This is a genomic window from Frankia sp. CeRuru1 (genome assembly GCF_977966315.1).
In genome coordinates this window covers 44,963-50,367 of the sequence record NZ_CDWWEW010000002.1, presented here as the reverse complement: position 1 = coordinate 50,367, position 5,405 = coordinate 44,963, and the positions used below count along the sequence as shown (strand labels likewise).

At 70.5% G+C, this 5,405-nt stretch carries 3 protein-coding genes, 1 pseudogene and 1 riboswitch; of the genes and pseudogenes, 3 read left to right on the top strand and 1 reads right to left on the bottom strand.

Going from position 1 to position 5,405, the window contains the following annotated elements:
* The 3 genes and pseudogenes from AC08OP_RS00460 to AC08OP_RS00450 all read left to right on the top strand — a co-directional run.
* Positions 1-224 (top strand): annotated as a pseudogene (locus AC08OP_RS00460) (translocation protein TolB); the annotation flags it as partial.
* 765 nt (positions 225-989) lie between these two features.
* Complete coding sequence (locus AC08OP_RS00455; protein WP_476612380.1) at positions 990-2,639, top strand: peptide deformylase; 1,650 nt, start codon at positions 990-992, stop codon at positions 2,637-2,639.
* A gap of 496 nt (positions 2,640-3,135) precedes the next feature.
* Positions 3,136-3,302, top strand: a riboswitch (cyclic di-AMP (ydaO/yuaA leader).
* A gap of 2 nt (positions 3,303-3,304) precedes the next feature.
* The gene (locus tag AC08OP_RS00450; RefSeq protein WP_476612379.1) at positions 3,305-3,685 is read left to right on the top strand and encodes a transglycosylase family protein; all 381 of its coding nucleotides are present in this window, start codon (positions 3,305-3,307) and stop codon (positions 3,683-3,685) included.
* Between the two features lie 205 nt (positions 3,686-3,890).
* On the opposite strand, the gene rlmB is transcribed toward AC08OP_RS00450, so the two are convergent.
* Positions 3,891-4,982 (bottom strand): 23S rRNA (guanosine(2251)-2'-O)-methyltransferase RlmB, encoded by a 1,092-nt coding sequence (gene rlmB, locus AC08OP_RS00445; RefSeq protein ID WP_476612378.1) that lies wholly within the window; start codon positions 4,980-4,982, stop codon positions 3,891-3,893.
* Positions 4,983-5,405 lie beyond the last annotated feature (423 nt).

Genomic DNA, 5,405 nt, shown 5'->3' with positions numbered 1-5,405 from the left:
ACGTCGCCGAGGACGGCGGCAACATGGAGATCTGCATCATCACCCCCGGCGACATCGTTGCCCCCTTCCTGCGCATCACTGGCCAGAGCTCCTCGGAGATCACCGGACCGGCGTTCAACCCGGCTGGTAACCGGCTGTACTTCTCCTCCCAGCGCGGCACCTCGGGTTCCAGCAGCGGCGGCATCACCTACGAGGTGACTGGTCCGTTCCGCACCTCGCTGTGATCGAAATCCTGTAACGGAGGAGCGGCGCGGGCATGCGCCCGACTGCGCGGAAGGCCTCCCCCTCGGGTCGGAACCGGCCGCCACCGTGACCGCCCAGCGGTCGAATCCCCGGGGTGTGGTCGCGACGGTCGGCTCAGGCGCGGCCGGGCCCGTCGGTTCGGCGGGCTCCCCGGACTCGGGCAAAGGCCGAGGGTGGCCCTGCTTGGGCAGGGCAGGGCCACCTGTCCACGGACCCCTCCCGGAGGTCTCGGGCGTCACGCCCGGCTGCGGCTCGCCGTCACGCCGGCCCCGCCCGGCGGAGGTCGCGGCTCGACGCGGGGCGGGACCGGCCTGCCGCCAAGACTGACGCGGGCGACCGGGATCCGGAAACGTCAGTCAGGCATGCCTTTCTCGTATGGGCCGCGCGGATGTCGTCGTCTGCGCCACCGGCAACCGGGCGCTGGAGGGGAAGACTTCACCTATCTACGGCCCGGCTCCTAGGTGGCGTCCGTGACATCACCCCGGCCAGCGGCGACAGCACGCCACCAGCAGCCGTCGCTGTCCGCAAGGAGTCAGACACGACATCCGCCATACACCGCGAAGACCCGGGAAGACCCGGGAAACCGCCGAGCCCGTGCTGTCGGATAGCCGACAGTCGAGCATTCAGCCGAACATCTGTGCCCGTTTGGCATGGCGTCGTTATCCTGATGTGTCGACTGACGGAGGACTGATCGCCCGATTTCACTCCGGCCTTCACCGACCGTACCGACATGGAAGGCCGTTTCGATGTCGTACGAATCTGGACCTTACCGGGTATCGCCCAAGCTGCTGGCCCGGGAGGACTTCCGGGCGGCGTGTGCGACGCGAGACTTCCGCGCGGTGTTCCGGCTGATGAAGAAATATGACGGTGCCAGTCAGAATCGCATCGCCTCGCCGGTGGAAGGGCTCAGCCAGAGCAGGGTCAGCCGGATCATGCAGGGCGAGGACCGCATCGCCCGGCTCTCCCTGATCGAACGCATCGCCGACGCGCTGCGTATCCCGGGTAGTTATTTCCACCTGGCCGCACGGCCGTGGGAGGCGGCACGGGACGTGCGCGAGCCGCCCGGGCCGCCGACGGTTCCGGCCGGACCCGGCCCGACGCCGGTGGCCCACGTCGCGACCCCCTCCGTCGACCCGGCCCCGGCCCCCGGGCCCGTCGTCGCCGAGAGCCCGGGCCGGGTCCCCCCCGGACCGGGGGGCCTGGTCGTCGAGGAGGACCGGGCCGAACTCCGCTACGACGACAGCATGTACGTCGCCCACCAGCGAAGACGTCTTCTCAACGCCGGCAGCGAACCGGTCACCCGGTATCTGATGCGGATATCGGTTGACCGGTTCCCGGGAGATCCGGAACGCTCCGCGCGGTTGTACCGATCCGATCCACTGCGCTGGGAGGACCTCCAGCTCAGCGCACACTGCGGCGGCGAGCAGATGGCCTGGCAGGTCAAGACGGACTGGGACGCGCTCAAGGAGGTCTGGCTGCTCTTCGAGAACAGTCGAGGGCGATTTCCGCTCTATCCCGGCGAATCGGCATGGATCAACTACAGCTACCAGGTGAGCAGGGAGAAGTGGGGGCCGTGGTTCCAGCGTGCCGTGCGGGTACCGACGAGTTTCCTCTCGGTGCAGCTGGACTTTCCGGCCGAGCTGGATCCCGTGGTCTGGGGCATGGAGACGTCGATGACCGCCGATGCCTTCCCGTTCCGGACCGCAATCGCCCGCACCGACTCCGGCGACCGGCGGATCTTCACCTGGTCGACCACCGAGCCGCCGCTGCACGCCCGCTACCGACTGGAATGGAACTTCCGGGCCACCGTGCCGGAACGTGATCCGGCCGCGGAGACCGGAACACGTCCCAGCGATCAGATGGCGGCCGTTGGCATCGTGCAGGAGGGTGAGGCGATCCTGCGGCAGTCGGCCCGCCCGTTCGCCCTGCCCGACGAGGCCGAGGACGCGCGCCGGGTCGTCGCCGAGCTGTCCTCCGCCCTCGAACGGGTATCCGCCCTGCACACCTTCGGCAAGGGCATGGGCATCGCCGCGCCGCAGGTCGGCATCAACCGCGCCGCGGCGATCGTGCGTACCCCGGGCGGCGACACGCTCACGCTGCTCAACCCCAGCGTCATCGAAACCTCCCGGGAGACCGACGAGCAGTACGAGGGCTGCCTGAGCTTCTTTGACGTCCGTGGCCTCGTCCCCCGGCCGCTGGAGCTGCACGTCGAACACACCGATATCGACGGCAACCGGCACATCACCGTCTATCGGCAGGGGCTGGCGCGGCTTGTCGCCCACGAGATCGACCACCTGCACGGTCAGCTCTACACGGATCGGATGCGGGCCGGAACCACACCAATCCCGGTGGAGCAGTACCGGGGTACCGGCTCGGCCTGGTCCTACAACCGCTGACCGACCCGAACGCACCCGCCTCGCGGGCGGCATGGCGGCATGGCGGCTGGCGGCTGGCGGCGACGCAGCGCCGGGACCGGGTGTCCGGCACCGACTGGTAGATCCGACATATGACATGATTCCCTCGTGCCGTATAGTCCGGAAAGCGGGCGATAGGTGCGGGCCCGCCGGAACGCCGGCACAGATTTTTCCAGATCCTGGTTAGAGATTGCCGGCAGCGGGTAGCAGAGGCTTGATCACCACGCGGCGGAACAGTTTCTCCACGCATCGCGTATTGTTTACCGTCAACGTGACGACCCAGCTACGGACTGGGGATTTCCAGCCCACTGGACAACCTCTAGAATCGGGCGCGCACGCGGGCGCGAAACACCATTAAAAAGATCGGAACAAGTAAACAGGATGCACTGTGTGCATCCTCACGTACTCTTGTTTTTCCTGGGTCACTCTCAGCTATGTTCATTGCCGTGCCGTCACCTGATGGCATTCGTCGGGCGGCACGCCGAATCCTGCCCCCGCTCGACGAGAATCGAACCTTCGGCAGGAGCGGGGGAACCAATTCCGGGCGCCACGAAAAGGCGTTCTCGGGGTGAAGCCGCGATGCGCGGCCGGGCATTCCCAGCCCGAACCCGACAGCTCACCTCGCAGGCGTGGGGAAGGGCAACTCAATGTCCAACGCTCGTTCGCTCGCTCGTGGCCTCAACCGCATCAGGCTCGGTTCCCGGGCCTTGATCGCAGCCACCACTCTCGCGGCCTCGATCGGCGGTGGCCTCGCGCTGTCCCAGCCGGCCAACGCGTCGACGAATGCCGACCGCTTCCTCTCCAAGGTGATTCCGTGTGAGTCCGGGGGAAACCCGCGCGTGGTCAACTCCATCGGCGCCGGCGGACTGTTCCAGTTCCTGCCCAGCACCTGGCGCGGGGTCGGCGGCAAGGGTCTGCCGCAGCACGCCAGCGTCGCCGAGCAGTGGCACCGCGCCCGCATCCTGTACGCCCAGCAGGGGACGAGCCCCTGGTACGCATCGAAGCCGTGCTGGGGTCACAAGATCTGAGCTGCCCGACTTCCCGCGCCAGCTTTCACTGTCCGCGCCCGGCCGGTACTGATCGGCGCGCGGCCAGCAGCCCCGTGTCCCCTCCGGGACACGGGGCTGCGCGCTACGTTTCCCGGTCACGGTTTCCCGGCCACGGCGACGCCGGCCAGGTCAACGTCCGCAGCCCCGCCCGGCGGAGACCCGGCGGACCCACCGATCGGCCGGCTCAGCCGATCCGACGGCGGCGGGCGATCTCGGCCAGCGTGATCCCAGCGGCCACCCCCGCGTTGAGGGACTCCACCGCACCCGCCATGGGGATCCGGACCCTCACGTCGCAGCGCTGCTCGACCAGCCTGGACAACCCGCGTCCCTCGGAGCCGATCACCAGGACGAGTGGGTCGGTCGCCATCGTGAGCTCGTCGATGCTCACCTCGCCGCCCGCGGCCAGACCGACGACGAACTGGCCGCCCGCCGCGTAGGAGACGAGCGTGCGGGCCAGGTTGGTGGCGCGCGCCACCGGCAGCCGGGCGGCGGCCCCCGCCGAGGTCTTCCAGGCCGCGGCGGTCATGCCGGCGGCCCTACGCTCCGGAACGACGACGCCATGGGCACCGAAGGCGGCGGCCGAGCGCACCACAGCCCCGAGGTTGCGGGGATCGGTGACCCCGTCCAGCGCCACCAGCAGACCGGGGGGGGACGAGCGCGCGCGGGCGAGGAGATCATCCGGATGGGCATACCGGAACGGCGGTACCACGAGGGCGAGACCCTGATGCGGAGCGGTGCCACACATCCGGTCGAGATCCGTGCGGCCGACGTCGGCCACGGCGATCCCGGCCCGCCCGGCGAGTCGGCGGGCGTCGGCGAGCCGCTCGTCGAAGTCCAGCCCGCCGGCGATGAAAAGGGTCGACGACGGCACCCCGGCCCGCAGCGCCTCGACCACCGCGTTGCGCCCGACCACCAGCTCGTCGCCCTCGGTCCGCCGTGGGCGCCCGGTCCCCGCGGAACCCCCCGCGGCGCTCGGCCCGGTGGTGGCCGCAGCGGCGACGGCGCGGCCACCATCCCCGCGCCGGCCGGCAGCCGCTCGACCCCGCTCGGCTCCGGCCGATGCGGAACGGGCCGCAGCAGCCGCCGCCGCACGACGCTGGGCGGGATGGCCGGGGCGCAGCTGCGCGGGCGGCGTGGCCCCACGGCCCTCCAGCGCCTTGCGGCCGTGACCGCCGCTGCCCGTGGAGGCCCCCTTGCGGTGGGAACCGGACTTGGCGGCCCGACCGCCCTGACCGCCGCGGGCGATCCCACCGCCCCGGCGAGCGGCGCCGGCCATCAGGACCACCGACCAGGACACGCCCGGGGAATGACCATGTGACCACGGTATACGGCGGACGACACCGGCGTGTCGGGGCGCGCTCAGCGAGAGCTCGGCAGGAGCTCGGCGGAGGAGCTCTGCCATGGGCATCCCTCGACATGGCCGTTTCCGGGGACCCGGCGCCCTATCCTGAGGGCCGGCAGGCCCACGGCCCGACCTGACGTGGTCCGGCCGCCCCTCACCGGCGTCAGGAGGGTCAGGTGCGCATCACCACGCCGACCGGCGGGCCCGGGGTTCCCCGGAGTGCGGGGGCCCTGCCACCATCCGCCCCCGGCCTTTACGCTCTTTTAGGGTCGCCCGCCGACGATGGCGGGCGCGTCGGATCAGGTCGCCGGCCCGGCGATCTACACCCTCGACGTGCCGCGGGGGCAGCTGGGAGAA

What these genes read in the sequence shown, in the direction of transcription:
- AC08OP_RS00455 (WP_476612380.1), top strand. Translation starts at nt 990, where the DNA reads ATGTCGTACGAATCTGGACCTTACCGGGTATCGCCCAAGCTGCTGGCC.
- AC08OP_RS00450 (WP_476612379.1), top strand. Translation starts at nt 3,305, where the DNA reads ATGTCCAACGCTCGTTCGCTCGCTCGTGGCCTCAACCGCATCAGGCTC.
- rlmB (WP_476612378.1), bottom strand. Translation starts at nt 4,982, where the DNA reads ATGGCCGGCGCCGCTCGCCGGGGCGGTGGGATCGCCCGCGGCGGTCAG.